Origin of the sequence: Methylorubrum populi, from assembly GCF_002355515.1 — a bacterium.
GTDB lineage: Bacteria > Pseudomonadota > Alphaproteobacteria > Rhizobiales > Beijerinckiaceae > Methylobacterium > Methylobacterium populi_A.
In genome coordinates this window covers 4,207,396-4,225,594 of sequence record NZ_AP014809.1, presented here as the reverse complement: position 1 = coordinate 4,225,594, position 18,199 = coordinate 4,207,396, and the positions used below count along the sequence as shown (strand labels likewise).

The window sequence follows — 18,199 nt, the reverse complement described above, 5'->3', positions numbered from 1 at the left end:
TGCTCCGGCGGGCGTTCGGGGGAGGGTCAGGGCGTCCAGCGGTACAGCCACGTCTCCGTGACCTGCCGCCCTTCGGTCTTGAGGGCAAGGCGCAGCTCGACCGCCCGCTCGCTACCCGGATCCAGCTCGAAGGCGACGCGCACGGTGCGGGTCTCCGGATGGGCGATCCAGCGGGTTGCGCCCTCGACGATCCGGCCGGGACCGGCGATCAGCACCGTGTCGAGGGGCACCATCGCGCCCTGCGGCGTGAACAGGACGTCGCCGGTGAAGTCCACGAGGAACAGGCGCCGGGGATTGGCGCCGCCGCGGCCGCTGCGGGTGCCCGTGACCCGTGCGAGCGGACCGACCGGCGGCTCGCCGCCCCAGTTCTGCCGGTAGCCGACGCGGATCTCCTGGCCCGCGGGCAGGGCCGCCTTCGGCCGCCAGTAGGCGATGACGTTCTCGTTGATCTCGGCATCGCTCGGGATCTCAAGGAGGGTCACGGCGCCCTCCCCCCACAGGCCCGCGCTGCCCTCGCCGCCCTCTTTGGCCCCTGCCGCCTCGCCCGGCTCGACCCACAGCGAAGGGCAGCGCTCCCAGGGGTGAAGGTCGTCCTCGAAGGTCGTGGAAGAGCGGTCCCGCTGCACCAGGCCGAAGCCCTGCGGGCCGTTGTCGAGGAAGCCCGAGATCTGGAGCGTCTCCGGATTGCGCACCGGGCGCCAGATCGCCTCGCCGCCGCCGTTGCGGATCTGCAGGCCGCCCGCGGCGTAGACCGCGGCCCGGGCGTCGTCCGCGCCGCGCCGGTCATGCGGGCCGAACAGGAACGGCGCCTGCATCCCGCCCAGGCCCAGATGGTCGATCGCCTTGCGGGTGACCAGGGTGGCGGTGACCGCGGCGGTCGAGGTCGCGCCGGGGCGCAGCTCCAGGCGTAGCGCCGCGGCGAGCGAGTCGGAATCGATCAGGGCATGGATCACGAGCGGGCCGTCGGGCGTCTTCGGGCGCTCGACGAACAGGGCGCGCCAGCGCGGAAACTCCTCGCCGCGCGGGTCGGCCGGGCGCAGCATCAGGGCGCGTCCGTTGACGCCGAACTCCTGGCCCTGCCCCACCAGCCGGTAGAAGCAGGCGCCCTGGAACACCGCGAAATCCTGGTGCCGCTCGCCGACGCGCGCGCGGATGCGCAGGCCGGAGAAGCCCGGATCGGTCTCCGGCAGGGCGGCCGATCCGGCCTCCGATCCCGCCTCGTAGCGCCCGCGCTCGTAGACCACCGGGCGGACCACGCCGTCCTCGACGAGGAACAGGGCGACCCGGTCGGTGTAGTAGAAGCCGCGCACGAGCGGCTCGACGGCGAAGCCGTGCGGCTCACCGCCCCAGATCAGCGCCTCTGGCCGGATGCGGATCGCCTCGTAGGCCTCCCGCGACAGGTTTTTGAGCGGGTCGGGGACGTCGTTCGCGGGCTGGCCCGCGAAGGCGCGGTTGCCGAGCGCCCGGGCGAGGTCGGGCACGGTGGCGTCCGAGAAGGGCGAGCCCGCGGCGGGAAGCGCCGGCGGCGCGGCCTCGGCCCGCGCGGCGGCCGGCAGCAGGGCCAGGGCAGCGCCGGCCGCCGCGCCGCCGATCAGCCGGCGCCGGTCGAGGCAGGGGCTGAGGCTCGGGCCGGGAGAACGGTCGATCAACCGCGCATCGCGGGTCGAAGGTTCGGTCGCTTGCGTCATGCCCTCGCCGGTTCTCGGGATAGAAGAACGGTTGCAGATTGGATCTCTCAACGCCTGAACCGGGCGTTAAGGTTGCCGGGTTTGCCCGGTCGTCGCGGTGCATCGGCCTCCGCGTCCGACCGGTGCGCGGCGCGCCGGGCCTCGGAGCCGTCGAAGGCCCGTGGACCTTTCGGGGCTGGTCGGCGTAAGAGGCTCCGACCCCGCACGCCGCGCCGGCGATGCCCGCCGTCTCGCGTCCCGCGAGCCTCCTGTCCAGCCTTGAACCGAGATTTCTGCCGATGATCGTCACGCAGATCTCCCATCACGACCTCGACGGCTACGGCGCCACGACGGTGGCCGCCGCCTTCGCAGAGGTGTCGCGGGTGGTGCATGTCGCCCGCTATTCCGATGTCGGCCCGGTGGTGGAGGACGAGCTGAAGCGCCTGCGCGGGGCGGCGGCCTCCGAGACGCTGCTGATGACCGATCTCGGGCTGGAGGAGCCGACCATCGCCTTCCTGCGCCGCTTCGCCGCGATGAACCGCGGCCGGGCGGAGGAGGCGCGCCACCGCCTCGTGGTGCTCGACCACCACGCCTCCTCGATCGACCAGCTCAAGCGCCAGAACCTCGAGATCGGGCCCGACCCCGAGCGCGCGGGGCTGCTGCGGGCCGATCTCGGCGATCCGGACGTGTTCGTGCTCATCGACGAGGCGCATTGCGCCACGCGGATGGCCTACGACCAGCGCGCCCTCTACGCGTCCGGGAAGTCCTTGCCGGAGACGCAGGCCGCCGACCTCGCGGCGCTGATCGAGGCGGTCGAGGCGCTCGACCTCTGGAAGAAGGGCGAGCCGCCCTTCGCCGGCGGCCTCGCGCTGGATGAGTTGTTCTGGGACAGCGTCTCGACCCTGGTGCCGGCGGGTCACCCCTGGCACGACCGCTTCGTCTCGAATCTGCTGATGGCGGCGGCCGGCCTTCTGCGGGCGGGCGCCACACCGGCCGAGCTGGAGCGCCGGGCGGGCGAATTGCGCGCCGGCCTCGTCGACGGCCTGCTCGCCGGGGAGACTGGCGACGACCCGACGCTGACCGCGCGCCAGCGGCTCGCCCGGGCGCTTGCCCGATCGGATGCGCTGTTCCACCCGCTCTCGGACGGCACGCTGCTCTCCTTCGGCCTCGATTCCGGCACCTTCCAGCGGGTCTCCGACCAGGTGATGGAAGCGGGCCGGGCCAAGCGGGTCGTCAACGTGCAGCGGGCGGGCACGCTGTCGTTCCGCTCCATCGACGGCACGGCGCTGGACGGCGCCCGCGCCTTCCGCGGCGGTGGCCACCGCGACGCGGCCGGCGGCAAGCTGCCGAACGGCAGCGCGCATTCGCGGGAGGATGCGGTCGCTCAGGTCGAGCCGGTGCTCAACCCTCCGCCCCCGGACCTCTCCGGCAGCCCGTTCGCCGCGCTGAAGAACTGGAAGGGGTGAGCGCGAGCCCCTCGACGCCGCCGCGCGGCTGGATGGCTTCGCCCTGCAAGGACGGGCAAGAACGGGGAAAAGATACCGCCGCCACCGGCGGGCGCCGTCTCAGATCCCCAGATTGAGCGGAAGGTCGAACAGCGTCGAGTGATCGACGTAGCTGACCCGCAGGGTGTGCTCGCGGGCCTCGCCGTTCAGGGTGTCGGCCTCGCGCAGCCCGCGGATCATGTCGCGGGCGGCGCGGAAGGCCATGCCGCAATCCGGGCAGTCGCGCGTCTCCGTCCGGCCGATCCTCCGGCCATTGCGGCATAGCTCGAAATGAAAGAGAGGCATCCGGCGCCGGTCTCCGAGCCACGGGTCGGACGACGTTCGTGCAAGCCTTGAGCCGTAACGAACAGTACAACCCGATGTGCTGGAAATTTCGCTCTCGTGCCGGGTGATTGGGCAGGCTCTACGTTCCCTCGACAGAAAAAAAGCCCGCCGGCTTTCGCCGACGGGCTCTCGCAGGGTCCACGCTCTCGCGCGCGGTGGGAGCTGCTGCCCCGTCCTCGGACCGGCGGGGGAACTCGACCTTCCGCAGCGTTCAGGGAGCCACTATCCCTGCCGATCCTGGTTGGGTGGCGTGTCCTGATCCGCGTCGGCGGTGCGCGCGGGGGAGACGGTGATGCCGTGATGTCTCATGGCCGACCTCCTTGTCTCAGGGCGGCGCCGCAGCGCCGATGGGGAGAGGCTAGGACGGTTCGCGCGCCTCGCGCAAGCCCCTTTCTTTCTCCCGGAAACAAGTCTCCCGGCGGCGCTCGCGGCCTGCGAGCAACCTGGGCGCGATGGCCCGGTTCCTTGCGCCGGGCCGCCTCGCACCCGATCTGTCGGAATCGAGGGGAAACCGATTTTGTGCGCCCGCGCAGGCGCAGAGCGAAGGTGCGTCACGCGCCCATGCCAGCTCCCACCCCCTCCTCCTCCCTGCCTCCCCTCTCCGTCCTCGATCTCGCCTTCATCCCGGAGGGCGCCACGCCGGGGCGTGCGCTCGCCAACAGCGTCAGCCTCGCCCGGCACGCGGAAGAGCTCGGCTACCGCCGCTTCTGGCTCGCCGAGCATCACAACATGATCGGCATCGCCAGCGCCGCCACGGCGGTGGCGATCGGCCACGTGGCCTCCGGCACCACCCGCATCCGGGTCGGCGCGGGCGGGATCATGCTGCCCAACCACGCGCCGCTGGTGATCGCCGAGCAGTTCGGCACGCTGGAATCGCTGTATCCGGGCCGGATCGATCTCGGGCTCGGCCGGGCGCCGGGCACGGACGGGACGACGCTTCGGGCCCTGCGCCGCGATTACGCCTCAGCCGAGCGGTTTCCCCAGGACGTGCTCGAATTGCAGGCCCTGTTCGGCCCGGCGCGGGAGGGGCAGGCGGTGCAGGCGGTGCCCGGCACGGGGCTGAAGGTGCCGCTGTGGATCCTCGGCTCCAGCCTGTTCGGGGCGGAGCTCGCCGGCATGCTCGGCCTGCCCTACGCCTTCGCCTCGCATTTCGCGCCCGATGCGCTGCTGCCGGCGCTCGCGGCCTACCGCGCCCGCTTCCAGCCGTCCGAGCAGCTGCAGCGGCCCTACGCCATGGTCGGCATCAACGTCGTCGCGGCGGAGACCGATGCGGAGGCGCGGCGCCTGTTCACCACGGCGCAGCAGCAATTCACCCGGCTGGTGCGCGGCACCCGCGGCCTCCTGCCCCCGCCGATCGACGACATCGAGGCGTATTGGAGCCCGTCGGAGAAGGCGCAGGCCTCGCGGATGCTGGCGCGCTCCCTGGTGGGCTCGCGCGAGACCGTGCGCGCCGGGCTGGAGGCGCTGGTGGCCGAGACCGGCGCCGACGAGGTGATGGTGGCCTCGGCCATTTACGACCACGAGGCGCGGCTCGCCTCCTACGCGATCCTCGCCGAGGCGCACGGCGCCCTGGCGGCGCAGGCCCCGCCCAAGCGCTCAGCGGCCTGAGCGGACGGCGTCCTTCGCGGGCTTGTCGGGAGCGGGCGGCGGGGGAATCTGCGTGATATGGCGCAGGGCCGGCGGCGGCTCCGCGGCTGCGACGGGGCGGGCGCCCTCCTTCTCCGTCATCCGCGCGATGACGCTGCCGAGGGCGAATCCGCCGAGGCCGAGAAGGATCGCGAGGCCGGTGCGCTTGATCATGGCCGGTATCCATGGCCGGTGTCGTCCGAACCCGGCGGGTCTGGATGCTGCCATCGTGGCGCGAATTCGTTGACGGATCGTGCCACCGCCCGCGCGGCGGTGCGCGTTCCCATCCCCGGTCCGCTCGATCCCGTCGGAAGGGCGGATGGGAACGTCGCCCGGGCGCCGTGCGGGCTGGCCGATACGCTCAATGCGCGCCGCCGGTCTCGACGAACTTGAACAGGAAGACGGCCGCGATCCCCCACACCACCGGTTTCACCTCGCGGGCGCGGCCGGTCAGGGCCTTGAGCACCGCGTAGGTGATGAAGCCGAAGGCGACGCCGTTGGCGATGGAATAGGTGAACGGCATCAGGAGCGCCGTGACGCAGGCCGGGATCACCTCGGTGAGATCGTCCCAATCGAGGGCGGTCAGCTCGCGCAGCATCAGGCAGGCGACGTAGAACAGGGCCGGCGCGGTGGCGTAGGCCGGCACCGAGCCGGCCAGCGGCGCGAAGAACAGGCAGGCCAGGAACAGCACGGCGACGGTCGCGGCGGTGAGCCCGGTGCGCCCGCCCTCCTCCACCCCGGCGGCGCTCTCGAGATAGGCGGTGGCGCTCGAGGTGCCGAGCAGCGAGCCGGTGAAGATCGCCGCGGAATCCGCCAACAGTGCCCGGTCGAGCCGGGGCGCGCGGCCCGTCTCCGGCAGGAGCCCGGCGCGGCTGGCCACCGCCATCAGCGTGCCAGTGGCGTCGAACAGCTCGACCAGGAACAGCACGAGGATGACGTTGAGGAGCCCCCCGGTGAGCGCGCCGGGGATGTCGAGGGCGAACAGCGTGGGGCTGAGCGAGGGCGGGGCCGAGACGATGCCCTGGAAGGCGTTGCCGGCGAAGACGAAGCTCAGGCCCGTCACCGTCAGGATGGTGAGGAGGAGCGCCGCCCGCACCCGCCGGGCCGAGAGCACCGCCACCATCAGGAAGCCGAGGGCGGCCAGCACCGTGCCCGGCTGGCGCAGGTCGCCCAGCGTCACGAAGGTGGCGGGGTTGGCCGCCACCACGCCTGCATTCTTGAGCGCGATGATCGCCAGGAACAGGCCGATGCCGACGGTGAGCGCGATGCGCATCGAGCGCGGGATGCCCTCGACGATGAGCGCGCGCAAGCCCGTCAGCGTCACGGCGAGGAAGCAGAGGCCGGAGATGAACACCGCCCCGAGCGCCGCCTGCCAGGGATAGCCCATGCCCTGGACGACGACGTAGGCGAAGTAGGCGTTGAGCCCCATTCCCGGCGCGAGCGCCACCGGCCAGTTGGCGAGGAACGCCATCACCGCCGAGCCGAGCGCGGCGATGAGGCAGGTGGCGACGAAAACCGAGCCTTTCGGCATGCCCGCATCCGCCAGGATGCTCGGGTTGACGAAGACGATGTAGGCCATGGTGAGGAAGGTGGTGAGCCCCGCCAGCAGCTCGGTGCGCACCGTGGTGCCGTGCGCGCGGAGCTTGAACAGGCGCTCCAACAGGTTCGGCGGCGCGGCGGCCGTGTCCTGCTTGATGTCCATCGCCTCGCAGCCCCTTCCCGGATGAGCGGTTCCGCACCGTCATCGCAAGGGTCCGCGAAGCAATCCAGTCACCGGCAGCGCGTCACCGCGCCGTGTCCGGCCGAACGCTCAGCGAATGGCCGTCATCCCGCCGCGGGCGGCCGGGCCGGACAGGGGCAGGCCGAAGCGGCCGGTGCTGGGGCTGATCGCGTTCGTGGTCCAGCGGGGATCGTGCGGGCGCGGGCGCTCCGAAGGCGGAAGTTGCTCGATCATCCGCCGGTAACGCACCGACGCTTCGTCGTTGGGAAAGGCCTGGGCCTGGGCGGCACCGGCCAGCGCGGTGCCGCCGAGGACGAGGGCGATGGCGAGGGTCGGAAAACGGGACATGGCATGACACTGCGTTCCGGCCGGGGCCGGTCGGGGGCGGGTTTGGAAGGCGATCCGTTCGAGATGGGCACCCGGATCACGCTCCGCAATCCGAGTGCCGTCCAAAGAAGAGGATGGGAAGAAATCAGGTCCGGCGCTGCGCCGCGCTCTCCCGTTCGCTCCAGCCGTCGAGCACCTTGTCGAGGGTCAGCGGATAGTCGCGGATGCGCAGGCCCGTGGCGTTGTAGACCGCGTTGGCCAAAGCCGCTCCCGCGCCGCATATGCTGACCTCGCCGAGGCCCTTGCTCTTGAGCGGGTTCGCCTTGTCGTCGAGTTCGGGCAGGAATACCGCGTCGATGGCCGGCACGTCGGCATGCGCGGGCACGTGGTACTCGGCCAGATCGTGGTTCACGAAGTAGCCGTAGCGGGTGTCGGTCTCGGCGGCCTCCATCAGCGCCGCGCCGACGCCGAAGATCATGCCGCCGAGCGCCTGCGAGCGGGCGGTCTTCTGGTTGAGGATGCGCCCGCCGGTGAACACGCCGAGCATCCGCCGCAGCCGGATCTCCCCGGTGTCCCGATCCACGCCGACCTCGGCGAAATGCGCGCCGAAGGAGTGCTGCGAGTACTTCTCCTTCATCGCGCCGGGCTTGATCTCGCCCTTGGCCTCGATGCCCTGCGCACCGGCCAGATCCGTCAGCGCCTCCGAGCGATTGCCGGAGATGACGCGGCCCTCCGCGAACACGGCGCCGTCCGGGTTCATGCCCGCGTTCTGCAACAGGGATTGCCGGAGGTTGTCGCAGGCGACGTAGAGCGCCGAGCCGGCCGAGCCCGCGCCGAAGGAGCCGCCGGAGCCGGCAGCCTTGGGATAGGCGGTGTCGCCGATCTCGACGTGGATGCGCTCGACCGGCAGGCCCATCATCTCGCCCGCGATCTGGGCCAGGATCGTGTAGGTGCCGGTGCCGATATCGGTCATCGCCATCCGCACGGTCAGCGTGCCGTCGGGATTGAGCCGCACGCCCGCCTGCGAGGGCATCAGCGGGTTGAGGCGCGAGGCCGCCGCCATGCCCATGCCGACGAGCCATGGCCCGTCCTGCGTGGCGCCCGTGGCGCCGCGCTTGTCCCAGCCGAAGCGCCGCGCGCCCTCGCGCATGCAGGCGACGAGCTGGCGGGTCGAGAACGGGACCTTCTTCTCCGGGTCCTGTTCCGGCTCGTTGCGGATGCGCAGCTCGATCGGGTCGATCTTCAGCTGCTCGGCCAGCTCGTCCATGGCGCACTCAAAAGCGAGCTGGCCCACCGCCTCGCCCGGCGCCCGCATGGCGGAGGCGATCGGCACGTTGAGGTTGGCGAGCCGGTGCCGGGTCAGGCGGTTCTGCGCCGCGTAGAGCGAGCGGGTGACGACGGCGGCGGTCTCGTAGAAGACGTCGCCCGGGGCCGTCGCCGACCAGGATTCGTGGGCGATGGCGGTGAGCCGGCCGTTCTCGTCGGCGCCGAGCCGGATGCGCTGGATCGTGTCGGTGCGGTGGGTCGCGACGTGGAATTCCTGCTGGCGGGTCAGCGCGACCTTCACCGGGCGCTTGAGCGACTTCGAGGCCAGCGCGGAGAGGATCGCCTCGGGCTGCGGTTGCAGCTTCGAGCCGAAACCGCCGCCGATATAGTGCGAAACGAGCCGCACGTTCTCGGGCTTCAGCTTCAGCACCGAGGCGAGCGAGGCCTGGCCGCGGTTGAGCATCTGGTTGGCGGTGTAGAGCGTCACCCGGTCGCCGTCGGGACCCGTCTCCCAGGAGGCGATGGTGGCGTGCGGCTCCATCTGCGCGTGGATCTGCACCGGCGTGGTGTATTCCACGTCGAGCTTCACCGGGGCGCTGGCGAAGGCGCCGTCGAAATCGCCGAGCGTGGAATCGGGGGGCGTCTGCGCCGGCTTCGGCTCGACGGCCGTGGGCCGGGCCGCCTTCAGCGAGGCCTCGGGCTTCTCGGCGTCGTACTCGGCCTTCACGAGGGCTGCCGCCGCGCGGGCCTGCTCGAAGCTCTGCGCCACCACGAAGGCGATGGGCTGGCCGTGGAAGCGGATCTCGGTGCCCTGCAATTGCGGGAAAACCTGCTCCTTCTTCTCGCCCTGCTCCGGCACATTCTCGTGGGTCATCACGAGGAGGACGCCCGGCGCGCGCTTGGCCGCGGAGACGTCGAGGCTGCGGATGCGCCCCTTGGCGATGCCGGCCTCGACGAGGAAGCCGTAGGCCGGGTTCTTGAGGTCGCGGGTCTCGTAGGCGTAGGGCGCGCGGCCCGTGACCTTGAGGCGCCCGTCGATGCGGTCGATGGGGCGGCCGACGAGCCCGTCCGGCTTGCCGTCGAGGGGCGTCGCGCCGATCGGCTGGTTCATGTCCATGGCGGAATTCCTCAGGCTCGAAAGGGTCAGGCGCGAAGAGCTTCCGCGACGGTGGCGCGCAGCGTCCGGCGGGTGAGCGGGATCTTGAAGTCGTTGGAGCCCTGGCCGCGGGCGCCTTCCAGCACCCGCTCGGAAGCGGCGTCCGCCGAGCGGGTCTCGACCAGCGCGGCCTCCGCCGCCTCGACCCGCCAGGGCTTGTGGGCGAGGCCGCCGAAGGCGAGCTTGGCCAGTCGCGGCTTGTCGCCCTCGCCCTTGGCGATGATGGCGGCCACCGACACCGTGGCGAAGGCGTAAGAGGCCCGGTCGCGGACCTTGCGGTAGAGATGCACGCCCTCGACGGGTTTGGGCAGCGTCACGGCGGTGATGAGTTCGCCGGACTTCAGGTTGGTCTCGATCTGCGGCGTGTCGCCGGGCAGGCGGTGGAACTCGGCGATGGGGATGCTGCGCTTCGCGCCCTGCGGGTCCACCGTCTCCACCGTCGCGTCGAGGACGCGCATGGCGACGTTCATGTCGGAGGGGTTGGTGGCGATGCAGGACTCGCTCGCCCCCAGCACCGCCATGATCCGGTTGAACCCGCCGATGGCCGAGCAGCCCGAGCCCGGCTCGCGCTTGTTGCAGGGTTTGGTCGTGTCGTAGAAGTAGTAGCAGCGGGTCCGCTGCAGCAGGTTGCCGGCGGTCGTCGCCTTGTTGCGCAGCTGGCCCGAGGCGCCCGCGAGCAGGGCTTTGCCCAGCACCGCGTAGTCCTTCCGCACCCGCGGATGCGCGGCGAGGTCGGAATTGCGCACCAGCGCGCCGATGCGCAGGCCGCCCTCCTCCGTGTCGGTCACTTCGGCGAGCGGCAGGCGGTTGACGTCGATCAGGGTCGCGGGCGTCTCGATCTGGAGCTTCATCAGGTCGAGGAGGTTGGTGCCGCCGGCGATGAAGCGGGCGTCGGGCCGCTCGGCGGCAAGCCGCGCCGCGTCCTGGACCGTGGCGGGGCGCTCGTAGGCGAAAGCCTTCATGGGGTCCGCCTCCTCAGAGCTTGGTGCTGGCGTCGCGGATCGCCGCGACGATGTTGGGATAGGCCGAGCAGCGGCAGATGTTGCCGCTCATCCGCTCGCGGATTTCCTCGTCGCTGAGCGAGGCCTTCTGCGTGAGGTCGTCGGTGACGTGGCTCGGCCAGCCGGCCTCGATCTCCGAGAACATGCCGGCGGCGGAGCAGATCTGGCCCGGCGTGCAGTAGCCGCACTGGTAGCCATCATGGTGCAGGAAGGCGGCCTGGAGCGGGTGCAGCTCCTCGCCCTTCGCCAGCCCCTCGATGGTGGTGACGTCGTCCCCCTCGTGCATCGCGGCCAGGGTCAGGCATGAATTGATCCGCCGCCCGTTCACCAGAACCGTGCAGGCGCCGCACTGGCCGTGGTCGCAGCCCTTCTTCGAGCCGGTGAGGTCGAGATGCTCGCGGAGCGCATCGAGCAGCGTCGTGCGGGTGTCGAGGGTGAGGTCGTGCCGCTGCCCGTTGATGGTCAGCGAGACCGGCATGGTCTGCGGCTGGGGATCGCCGGCCGCCGGGGCGGCCTGCGCTCGGCCGCGCAGCGTCCCGCTCAGCGTCGCCAGGGCGGCGCAGGTCCCCATCACCGTGCGGCGCGTCGGGTCGAAGCGCCGGTCTCTCGTCGAATGGTCCGTCATGAAGCCTGCCGTCCCGCGCTTCCGGACCGGCCGCGGCAGGGCGCGGCCAGTCCGGAATGGATCGAGGCCGTGTGAAAACGTGAGAGGTATCGGTTGCGGCAGAAGGTTATTCCCCAAGGCGCTGTGTGAAGCGTCGAAAAGGACGCATTGCCGCCATCAGCATGACTGCCTTGCGAGTTGGACTCCTCGTCAAGCAGAAGATTGTTCTACGGTCTCGCAGCGTGTCTTCGTTTTCACACAGCCTCGATCGAAAACTGACAGGCGGAACGCGACGGGCGCTCAGGTTGATCCGAGCGGGCGCCGCGCCCCTATGGCGCAGGTGGCCTCCGGTCGTCCCGGAGCGGTCTCAGCTCCAGGCGTGAAGCGGCGGGTTCACCCCGTTGAGGGCGTGGTTGCCGACGATCGCGTATTTCCAGCGCACGGGATCGTGAAGCGTGTGGGTGCGGGCGTTGCGCCAGTGGCGGTCGAGATTGTGCTCGGCGAGCGTCGAGCGGGTGCCCGAGAGTTCGAACAGGGTGTTTGATGCGGCGAGGGCCACTTCGGTGGTGAGCACCTTGGCCTCGGCGGTGGCGATCTGGGCCGCGGCCACGCTCTCCGGCGTCGGGTTCGCCACCGCCGCATCGATGGCGAGCCCCGCCCGGTCGAGCAGGGCTTTCGCCGCGTGCTGGCGGATGGTCAGGTCGCCGATGGCGCGGATGGTGTGGGGATCGTCGGAAGCCCGCTCCTGCCCGCTGTCGATCCAGGGGCGCGCCTTCTCGCGCACGAAGGCGATCGTGTCGTCGAGCGCCTCGCGGCCGATCCCGGCATCGACCGCCGCCTGGATGATCTGGAAGATCGCCCCGTCCGCCCGCGGCGCCTCGTAGGCGCGGTAGCCCGGCACGAGGTGGCTTTTTTCCACCCGCACGTCCTCGATGACCACGGTGCCGCTCGCGGTGCCCCGCTGGCCGAAGGCCGACCAGTCGTCGATCACCGTCAGCCCCGGCGCATCGCGCTCGGCGATGGCGTACCAGGCGCGGCCCTCTCCATCGAGGGCGACAATCGGCACGAGATGGGCGAGGAGCGCCCCCGAGGAATAGAACTTTTGCCCCCGCACGATGACGTGGTCGCCGTGGTCGGTGAAGCGGGTCTCGAACTCGGCGGCGCGCCGGGTGCCGCGCTCGGAAAACGCGTTGCCGAAACGGGTGCCCTTCAGGACCTCGGCGAACAGAAGGGCCTGCTGCTCCGGGTCGGAGACGGTGCGGATCGCCGCGACGATGCCGAGATGGTTCTGGGCGATCTGCGCGATCGACGGGTCGGCGGCGGCGATGATCGCGATCACCTGCGCCAGTGTCCTGTAGGAGACCTCCGGCCCACCGAAGGCCTTGGGTACGTTGATCGACCACAGGCCGCTCTGCGAGAAGGCGTCGAGTTCGGCCAGCGGCCGCGCGTTGGTGCGGTCGCGCTCGGACGCGCCCTCGCGGAATTCCGTTGCCAGTTCGTGGGCGATGCGGATCGCCTCGGCGTCGTCGCGGATGATGTGGGCCGGCGTCGCCGGGCGGGCGGGGCCCAGCACACCCTGCGGCCGGCTGCCGGCCTCGGCCGTGGTGGGGCTGACGGCGATGGTCATGGGCGATCTCCGAAGGAGGGACGGGTTTGCCTCTCCCCGCGCGCGGGGAGAGGGATGTACGGCCAATGGGCGTGGCTCAGGCCGCTTCGGCCCGGCGCTCGCGGGCGGCCTCCAGCGCGCGCACCCGCGGGATCACCTGCTCGCCGAAATACTGAACCTCCTCCTGGAAATGCAGGAAGGCGAGGAGCGCGAGGTCGGCGCCGGCATCCTTGAGCGCGAGGATGCGCTCGGCGATCTGGTCGGGGGTGCCGATCAGGTTGGTCTTGAAGCCGTCGTTGTACTGGACGAGGTCGTTGAAGCTCGATTTCGCCCAGTTGCCCTCGCCCTCGGGCGAGGCGGCGCCGGCATTCTTCACCTCGTGGCCGAAGGCGCGCACCGCCTCCGGGTCGGCCTTGGCGATGATCTCCTGAAGCACCGCACGGGCCTCCTCCTCCGTGTCGCGGGCGATCACGAAGGCGTTGACGCCGACCTTCACCGCATGGCCGTTCGCGGCCGCCTTGGCGCGGATGTCCTCGACCTGCGCCCGCACGCCGTCGGGCGTGTTGCCGTTGGTGAAGTACCAGTCGGAGACGCGGGCGGCCATGTCGCGGGCCGCCCGCGAGGAGCCGCCCTGAAAGATCTCGGGCAGGCGCGCGGCCGGCTTTGGCTTCAGGGTGTAGTCGCTGTAGCGGTAGAAATCGCCGCGGAAGGTGAAGTTGTCCTGGGTCCAGATCCCGCGAAGCGAGCGGATGAACTCCTCCGAGCGGCGGTAGCGCTCGTCGTGGTCGAGCCAGGGCTCGCCGATCGCCCGGAACTCGCCGGAAAACCAGCCCGAGACGATGTTGACCGCGATGCGCCCTTCCGTGAGTTGGCTGATCGTGGCGATCTGCTTGGCCGCCAGTGTCGGGTTCCAGGGGCCGGGCAGGATCGCGGCGATCACGGTGAGCCGCGTGGTCGCCGCCGCCAGGGCGTGGCTGAAGGCGACGGATTCGTGCTGGTACTCGGCGCCGTAGCCGGCGGTGAAGCGGATCTGCGTCAGGGCGTAGTCGAAGCCCGAAGCTTCCGCGATCTGCGCCAGTTTCCGATTGTAGTCGATGTCCCAGCTCGTGCGCTGCTCGATCTTGCTGATGACGAGGCCGCCCGAGACGTTGGGCACCCAATAGGCGAAGCGGATCGGCTCGGGCGAGGAAGGATCTGTCCGGACGGTCATGGCGGCGCGTCGCTCGTCTTCTTGAGAAGTGATCTGGAACAATTCGAGTTGATCGAAGTCTTTATGGCTTCATCATTTCGTTGCTTCAGATCATCGCCGCGGAAAAACCTTCCGTCAAAGGAATGATCGGGCCTTTTTTTCAGCAAATCGCGAAAGCCCTTTCTGCGCCGTGCGGAGCTGGGGCGAAGATCGTTTTCGTTGAATACGATCCGCTCTTGGGCAGGCCGAAACGAAAAGAGCCGCCCCGGCGGGGGCGGCTCTGGATCGATGCGGACGGGATTGTCTTCAGTACACCCCGCCGGCCTGGGCGGCGGCGCCGGCATCCGGCGGTACCGCGGCAGGGGCGGCCGGGGCGACGTAGGCGTCCGGCGGGGCGGTGCCGGGCTTGAACGCCTCGAGGATCGTGCCGCCGCCCTCGCCCGAGCCGGCGCGGGTGCCCGACGAGGCGTTGACGCGGATCAGCTTGATTCCCGGCGGCACCCGGAACGGCGTCGGCGGCTTGTCCTTGAGCGCGACCTTGAGGAAGTCGAGGGCGATGGGCGCGGCGAGCCCGCCGCCGGTGGCGCGGTCGCCCAGCGAGCGCGGCTTGTCGAAGCCGAGATAGACGCCGACCGCGAGATCGGGGGAGAAGCCCACGAACCACGCATCCTTGGCGTCGTTGGTCGTGCCGGTCTTGCCGGCGAGCGGCTTGCCGATCTGCTTGAGGATGGTCGCGGTGCCGCGCTGAACCACGCCCTCCATGATCGAGACCATCTGGTAGGCGGTGAGCGGGTCGAGCACCTGCTCGGACTCGTCCACGAGCTTCGGCTCGTCCTGGCCCGACCACTTCTCCGCGTCGCAGCCGACGCATTTGCGGTTGTCGTGGCGGTAGATCGTCTCGCCGGTGCGGTCCTGGATGCGGTCGATCAGCGTCGGGCGGATGCGCCGTCCCCCGTTGGCCAGCATCGAGTAGGCGGTGACCATGCGCATCACCGTGGTCTCGCCGGCGCCCAGCGACATCGGCAGGACGGGGAGCAGGTCGTCGTAGACGCCGAAGCGGCGGGCATATTCGGCGATGAGCGGCATGCCGATGTCTTTCGCGAGCCGCACCGTCATCAGGTTCTTCGAGTGCTCGATGCCGTAGCGGAGCGTGTGGGGGCCGCCGGACTTGCCGTCGTAGTTCGAGGGCGACCATGCCTCCTGGCCGGGGCCGGCCTCGATGGTGATCGGCGAATCGAGCACCACCGAGGAGGGGGTGTAGCCGTTGTCGAGCGCCGCCGAGTAGACGATCGGCTTGAACGAGGAGCCGGGCTGGCGCATCGCCTGCGTCGCGCGGTTGAACTCGGATTCCTCGTAAGAAAAGCCGCCGACCATGGCGTGAACGCGTCCCGTGTAGGGGTCCATCGCGACGATGGCGCCCGACACCTCGGGCTTCTGCCGCAGGCGGTAGGTGCCCTTCCCGGAATCGATCGCCTCGACATAGACGACGTCGCCCGCCTTCAGCGCCGTGGCGACGGCGCGGCCGGTCCACTTCACGCCTTCCGCGGTGATCGCGCCGGTCTCGCGCTCCTTCGACAGGATGCCGCCGGCCTCGCGCTTGGGCTGGAGGCCGATCTGCGCCACGCCGCCATTGGTGTTGAGGACCACGGCGAGCCGCCAGGGGGCGATGTCGCCCAGCGCCGGCATCTCGGCCACCGCCTGGCCCCAGTCGCGGCCGGTCAGGTCGACCTTGTGCTCGGCGCCGCGCCAGCCGCGGGCCTGGTCGTAGCGCACGAGGCCGTCGATGAGCGCCTTGCGCGCCAGCGCCTGCATCTTCGGATCGAGGGTGGCGCGCACCGACAGGCCGCCCTCGTAGAGCTTGGACTGGCCGTAGCGCTCGGAGATCTCGCGGCGGACCTCCTCGGTGAAGTAGTTGGCGTTGGCCGCGTTCGGGAAGGCGACCCGCGGGTTGACGCCGAGCGGCTGCTTCTTGGCCTCGGTGGCCTCCTCGGCGGTGATGTAGCCGTTCTGGGCCATCAGGCCGATGATCTCGTTGCGCCGCGCTAGCGCCTGCTGCGTCCGCCGGTAGGGATGGTAGTTGTTCGGGCCCTTCGGCAGGGCGGCGAGATAGGCCGCCTCGTTGATCGTCAGCTCGTGGACGGACTTGCCGAAGTAATCCAGCGCCGCAGCGGCGACGCCGTGCAGGTTGCGGCCCGGAACGATCGTCCCGAGAAAGATCTCGTTGAGATAGAGCTCGAGGATCTTGTCCTTCGAGTAGGTCGATTCGATCCGCAGGGCGATCAGCGCTTCCTTGATCTTGCGGTCGTAGGTCTGCTCGGCCGAGAGCAGGAAGTTCTTGGCCACCTGCTGGGTGATGGTCGAGGCGCCCTGCTTCTTGCCCGACTGCGCGTTGGTCAGGATCGCGCGGACGATGCCCTCGGGATCGATGCCGCCGTGCTTGTAGAAGTTCTTGTCCTCCGCCGAGAGGAAGGCGGCGACCACGACCTTCGGCATCGCCTGGATCGGCAGGTAGAGGCGGCGCTCGTGGGCGTACTCGGCGAGCAGCGAGCCGTCGGCCGCGTGGACGCGGGTCATCACCGGCGGCTCGTAATTGGCCAAGGCGGCGTGGTCCGGCAGGTCCTGGCTGTACTTCCAGTAGAAGAACGCGCCCACCGCCGCGGCGATGCAGAACACCACGGCGCCGGCCGAGAACAGGAAGGCGAAGAATCGCAGGATGAAACGCATCCGGGGTCCGTTCCGTCGCTCGTCCGCTGCGCGCCGAAAGGCTCAGCGCGAGGGCCTGCCGCGGGCTCTGGTGAGGCCCCGCGCGGCCGCGCTTCTTGCAAGCGGACGGGGGCTCTCGTCGAGCCCCGTATCGACACCGGCTCTATGGTGAAACTGGGGCGATGGCCGCCGAGCGCCGCGGCGCGACGGGCGCGGGCCGCGAAAGGGTGGCCCGGCCGGAGAAGAACAGGTCCACGGCCTTGGCCATCGAGCCCGTCACCCGGGCGCGCCACTCCTCCGATTGCAGCTTCTCCAGGTCGCTCTTGCTCGACAGGTAGCCGAGTTCGATCAGCACCGAGGGCACGTCGGGGGAGCGCAGCACCTTGAAGCCGGCCTCGCGGTGGGGCTTCGGGCTCATCTCCATCACCGGCGAGAGCTGGCCCATCAGCCGGCCGGCGAAGCCCGCCGAGAAGCCGCGGGTCTCGCGCAGCGTCAGTTCCTGGAGGATGTCGGCGACATCCGCCGGCCCCTCGCCGGATTCGGTGCCGGCGGCGGCGTCGGCCCGGTTCTCGCGCTCGGCGAGCCGGGCCGATTCGCTGTCGGTCGCCTTCTCCGAGCCGGTATAGATCGTGGCGCCCTTCACCTGGGGAGCGGCCGAGATCGAATCGGCGTGGATCGAGACGAACAGGTCGGCCTTGGCCTCGCGGGCGATGCGCACCCGCTCCCCCAGCGGCACGAACACGTCGCGGTCGCGGGTCATCACGAGGCGGTAGCGGCCGGTCTGCTCCAGGCGCTCGGCGAAGGACTGGGCGAAGCCGAACACGATGTCCTTCTCGAACACCCCCGTGGCGGCGATCGCGCCGGGATCGGTGCCGCCGTGGCCGGCATCGATGACGATGAGCGGACGGGTGTCGGCGGCCTCGCGGGCGGGTGCGGCCTTGGCGGAGGCCGCCGGGCTCGGATCGCCCGCCACCGCCGCCTTGCGGAAGGTGTCGCGGTCGACCTTGCGGAAGGGAATCGAGACCAGCACCGCGCCCTCGCGGGTCCTCGTCGTCTCGACGGCCTCGACCACGGCGGGCCCGGCGAGATCGACGACGATGCGCGAGCGGCCCGGGGCGAACAGGCCGTAGCGGAACGAGGCGATGACGCCGTCCCGCTTGCGCCCGCTCAGCTTGCCCGTCTCCTGATCGAGCTGGAAATTGACCTCGGGCAGGTCGATCACCGCCCGGTCCGGCCGCTCCATCACGAAGGCGTGGGCCTCGATCGCCTTCGACAGGGTGAGAGTCAGCCGCGTGGTGCCGTCCCGGGTCGCGGTCTCGGCGGCGATCGCCACCGCCGCGCCGCCGAATTGCGGGCCGGCGGGGCCGTCCTGAGCCGGTACGGGCCCGGCGGCCAGGAGCGTGCCGGCCGCGAGCGCGAGGGCGGCGACGGTGCGAAGAAGTCCGGTGCGGGGCAGGCGGGTGCTGTGCGGCATCGGTCGGCCAAGGTTCCGGGGAGCCTCCGAT

The 18,199-nt window shown here is 70.7% G+C and carries 14 protein-coding genes; 2 read left to right on the top strand and 12 right to left on the bottom strand.

All coding sequences use genetic code 11. From position 1 onward, the window contains the following. Positions 1 to 26 precede the first annotated feature (26 nt). A complete protein-coding gene (locus MPPM_RS19595; protein ID WP_096486497.1) occupies positions 27 to 1,688 on the bottom strand; it encodes a glucan biosynthesis protein D in 1,662 nt (553 codons plus the stop codon). 278 nt (positions 1,689 to 1,966) lie between these two features. Here MPPM_RS19595 and MPPM_RS19590 point away from each other — a divergent pair, with 278 nt between their 5' ends. After that, a complete protein-coding gene (locus tag MPPM_RS19590) occupies positions 1,967 to 3,133 on the top strand; it encodes a dimethylmenaquinone methyltransferase (protein ID WP_096486496.1) in 1,167 nt (388 codons plus the stop codon). A 99-nt stretch (positions 3,134 to 3,232) separates the two neighbouring features. Here the strand turns inward: MPPM_RS19590 and MPPM_RS28995 are convergent, their stop codons facing one another. Beyond that, positions 3,233 to 3,376 carry a hypothetical protein gene (locus tag MPPM_RS28995; protein ID WP_244573359.1) on the bottom strand — a complete coding sequence of 48 codons (144 nt, stop codon included), beginning with the start codon at positions 3,374 to 3,376 and terminating at the stop codon, positions 3,233 to 3,235. A gap of 681 nt (positions 3,377 to 4,057) precedes the next feature. Between MPPM_RS28995 and MPPM_RS19580 the strand changes: the two genes are divergently transcribed. Next, positions 4,058 to 5,104, top strand: a complete 1,047-nt coding sequence (locus tag MPPM_RS19580; protein ID WP_096486494.1) for an LLM class flavin-dependent oxidoreductase — start codon at positions 4,058 to 4,060, stop codon at positions 5,102 to 5,104. On the opposite strand, the gene MPPM_RS19575 is transcribed toward MPPM_RS19580, so the two are convergent. The 10 genes from MPPM_RS19575 to MPPM_RS19530 all read right to left on the bottom strand — a co-directional run bounded on the left by MPPM_RS19575 (position 5,093) and on the right by MPPM_RS19530 (position 18,168). Continuing rightward, positions 5,093 to 5,296, bottom strand: coding sequence for a hypothetical protein (locus MPPM_RS19575; RefSeq protein WP_096486493.1), 204 nt, complete (start codon positions 5,294 to 5,296; stop codon positions 5,093 to 5,095). The two genes, MPPM_RS19580 and MPPM_RS19575, sit on opposite strands and share 12 nt — an antisense overlap. Positions 5,297 to 5,483: 187 nt before the next feature. Continuing rightward, positions 5,484 to 6,824: an NCS2 family permease gene (locus MPPM_RS19570; RefSeq protein ID WP_096486492.1), complete on the bottom strand. Its 1,341-nt coding sequence runs from the start codon at positions 6,822 to 6,824 to the stop codon at positions 5,484 to 5,486. Positions 6,825 to 6,932: 108 nt separating this feature from the next. Further along, positions 6,933 to 7,190, bottom strand: a complete 258-nt coding sequence (locus tag MPPM_RS19565; RefSeq protein WP_096486491.1) for a hypothetical protein — start codon at positions 7,188 to 7,190, stop codon at positions 6,933 to 6,935. Between the two features lie 124 nt (positions 7,191 to 7,314). Then, the gene (locus MPPM_RS19560) at positions 7,315 to 9,552 is read right to left on the bottom strand and encodes a xanthine dehydrogenase family protein molybdopterin-binding subunit (RefSeq protein WP_096486490.1); all 2,238 of its coding nucleotides are present in this window, start codon (positions 9,550 to 9,552) and stop codon (positions 7,315 to 7,317) included. Between the two features lie 26 nt (positions 9,553 to 9,578). After that, on the bottom strand, positions 9,579 to 10,553 hold the full coding sequence (locus tag MPPM_RS19555) for an FAD binding domain-containing protein (protein WP_096486489.1): 975 nt from the start codon (positions 10,551 to 10,553) through the stop codon (positions 9,579 to 9,581). Positions 10,554 to 10,566: 13 nt separating this feature from the next. Continuing rightward, positions 10,567 to 11,217, bottom strand: a complete 651-nt coding sequence (paoA, locus tag MPPM_RS19550; protein ID WP_096486488.1) for an aldehyde dehydrogenase iron-sulfur subunit PaoA — start codon at positions 11,215 to 11,217, stop codon at positions 10,567 to 10,569. A 346-nt stretch (positions 11,218 to 11,563) separates the two neighbouring features. After that, positions 11,564 to 12,823 (bottom strand): SfnB family sulfur acquisition oxidoreductase, encoded by a 1,260-nt coding sequence (locus tag MPPM_RS19545; RefSeq protein ID WP_096486487.1) that lies wholly within the window; start codon positions 12,821 to 12,823, stop codon positions 11,564 to 11,566. A gap of 76 nt (positions 12,824 to 12,899) precedes the next feature. Next, positions 12,900 to 14,012 carry a dimethylsulfone monooxygenase SfnG gene (gene sfnG, locus MPPM_RS19540; protein WP_096486486.1) on the bottom strand — a complete coding sequence of 371 codons (1,113 nt, stop codon included), beginning with the start codon at positions 14,010 to 14,012 and terminating at the stop codon, positions 12,900 to 12,902. A gap of 285 nt (positions 14,013 to 14,297) precedes the next feature. After that, a complete protein-coding gene (locus MPPM_RS19535; RefSeq protein WP_096486485.1) occupies positions 14,298 to 16,715 on the bottom strand; it encodes a penicillin-binding protein 1A in 2,418 nt (805 codons plus the stop codon). A gap of 142 nt (positions 16,716 to 16,857) precedes the next feature. Then, entirely contained in the window at positions 16,858 to 18,168 is a 1,311-nt protein-coding gene (locus MPPM_RS19530; protein WP_096486484.1) for an N-acetylmuramoyl-L-alanine amidase, read from the bottom strand. Positions 18,169 to 18,199 lie beyond the last annotated feature (31 nt).

Coding starts and splice junctions, on each gene's coding strand:
- MPPM_RS19595 (WP_096486497.1), bottom strand. CDS start 1,688: ATGACGCAAGCGACCGAACCTTCGACCCGCGATGCGCGGTTGATCGAC.
- MPPM_RS19535 (WP_096486485.1), bottom strand. CDS start 16,715: ATGCGTTTCATCCTGCGATTCTTCGCCTTCCTGTTCTCGGCCGGCGCC.
- sfnG (WP_096486486.1), bottom strand. CDS start 14,012: ATGACCGTCCGGACAGATCCTTCCTCGCCCGAGCCGATCCGCTTCGCC.
- MPPM_RS19575 (WP_096486493.1), bottom strand. CDS start 5,296: ATGATCAAGCGCACCGGCCTCGCGATCCTTCTCGGCCTCGGCGGATTC.
- MPPM_RS19570 (WP_096486492.1), bottom strand. CDS start 6,824: ATGGACATCAAGCAGGACACGGCCGCCGCGCCGCCGAACCTGTTGGAG.
- MPPM_RS19560 (WP_096486490.1), bottom strand. CDS start 9,552: ATGGACATGAACCAGCCGATCGGCGCGACGCCCCTCGACGGCAAGCCG.
- MPPM_RS19580 (WP_096486494.1), top strand. CDS start 4,058: ATGCCAGCTCCCACCCCCTCCTCCTCCCTGCCTCCCCTCTCCGTCCTC.
- paoA (WP_096486488.1), bottom strand. CDS start 11,217: ATGACGGACCATTCGACGAGAGACCGGCGCTTCGACCCGACGCGCCGC.
- MPPM_RS19545 (WP_096486487.1), bottom strand. CDS start 12,823: ATGACCATCGCCGTCAGCCCCACCACGGCCGAGGCCGGCAGCCGGCCG.
- MPPM_RS19530 (WP_096486484.1), bottom strand. CDS start 18,168: ATGCCGCACAGCACCCGCCTGCCCCGCACCGGACTTCTTCGCACCGTC.
- MPPM_RS19565 (WP_096486491.1), bottom strand. CDS start 7,190: ATGTCCCGTTTTCCGACCCTCGCCATCGCCCTCGTCCTCGGCGGCACC.
- MPPM_RS19555 (WP_096486489.1), bottom strand. CDS start 10,553: ATGAAGGCTTTCGCCTACGAGCGCCCCGCCACGGTCCAGGACGCGGCG.
- MPPM_RS28995 (WP_244573359.1), bottom strand. CDS start 3,376: ATGGCCTTCCGCGCCGCCCGCGACATGATCCGCGGGCTGCGCGAGGCC.
- MPPM_RS19590 (WP_096486496.1), top strand. CDS start 1,967: ATGATCGTCACGCAGATCTCCCATCACGACCTCGACGGCTACGGCGCC.